This is a genomic window from Aquitalea magnusonii (genome assembly GCF_003202035.1).
GTDB classification, from domain to species: domain Bacteria; phylum Pseudomonadota; class Gammaproteobacteria; order Burkholderiales; family Chromobacteriaceae; genus Aquitalea; species Aquitalea magnusonii.
The window spans coordinates 1-1,387 of record NZ_QJKC01000046.1; the positions used below are offsets into that span (position 1 = coordinate 1).

The window sequence follows — 1,387 nt, forward strand, 5'->3', positions numbered from 1 at the left end:
AAGCTCACGCAACTCCCCTGGGCCACGCAGGCGTTGCCGGTATTGCAAAACCTGAAACTGTCGTCCTATGCACAGAAGGGCATGCTCTTGGTACGTGAAATTGAGAAGCTTAAGCCGGGATCAAAAGAGTACCGCCAAGCACAATTCGCCCATTTATTGGAGATAGCCAATCACGAACAACGGGTAGTACTGCAAAAGCTGATTTACAACGACCCCGCCTTTGCCGCCTGGCTGCAACGCCAACGCGCCGCGCAAAACGCAGCAGACACAATACTGGAACGAAGCAGCAGCTGGCCGCCGCAGTACGTGGACGAGAGCATGCAGGCCCCGGCGCTGCTCACCAAAGCCATACTGCCCCCGCTGGAACTGGTGTTTGCCGCCGCCTGTAAAACCCGCGACCCCAAGCTCAAATCCGAGGCGCCCAAAGACACGGTATTGGAAAACGAAAAAAGCCGGATGCGGTGGATTAAAAAAGCAGCAATGCAATTTCATGACTTGATGGATAAAGAAGCTGCATATATGGAGCAGCAATTACGCAGCATCGCCAGCTGGCATAGCCCAGACATGACCACTTTTGAACTGGTATTACGTCAACACGACCCATGGTACATGCGATGAAAGCCATGACTCTTTTGCTATTGCTATTCCTGACCGCCTGCCGACCTGCCCATACCGAGGAGAACAAGGTGCAAAAAAAATTTCCCGACCCAATTACTATCCGTATCGGCGAAAGCAGCACCGATTTTGGCAAACGCTTTCCCAATCTGGTGAATATCAACCAGCAACCGGCAGGCATTAATTTCTACGACCTGGATGTTGACTATCTTGGACAGCAAGTTACCGTGCATGTAGAGCACGGCAAACACAGCCTCGATATTCCGTTTTCCATTGGCACCACAGGATTAGAAGATGGCCGTTATTTATCAGAAGGCATCTCAAAAATAACTGTTTTTGCTGGCTTTTCTGCCCCAGAGAAAGATACCGATGAGCATGCCCGACAATATATCAACAGCCTGCTGCAACAATTCCGCGCCAAAGGCTGGCAACCACTGTTTTACTATGACGCACCACGACTAAGGGGGCAGGAACAGTTTGACTATGTCGTGACCAAGCCACTGCTGCCACTAGATGGCGAGATGGACCTCAGCCCACACAACTGGCAGCGCATCGACTGGATCGCCAGCCCTTATTGGATGTTCTATGCCGACAATGTGTTTGCCAAAATCGAATTCGACCGCTCCCCCACCTGGGAGGACCCCAAGCAGCCCGGTACCGGTTTGCTGACCATCGACTTCCAAAGCATGGAAAGTTATCTGCGCTCGGAAATCGAAGAAAAAGACCGTGCCAACTGGCGCGCCTTCTGGCCGGCCAAGGCCAAGTGGTATCG

Annotated in this window: 2 protein-coding genes; both read left to right on the plus strand. The window is 52.2% G+C overall.

Annotation, left to right across the window (positions count from 1 at the left end; all coding sequences use genetic code 11):
* Positions 1-618, plus strand: a 618-nt coding sequence (locus tag DFR38_RS20770; RefSeq protein WP_211310806.1) for a DUF2515 family protein, incomplete at its 5' end; no start/stop codon positions are given.
* On the plus strand, positions 615-1,387 hold a 773-nt coding region (locus DFR38_RS20775; RefSeq protein ID WP_146216037.1), incomplete at its 3' end, for a hypothetical protein. The genes DFR38_RS20770 and DFR38_RS20775, both read left to right, overlap by 4 nt.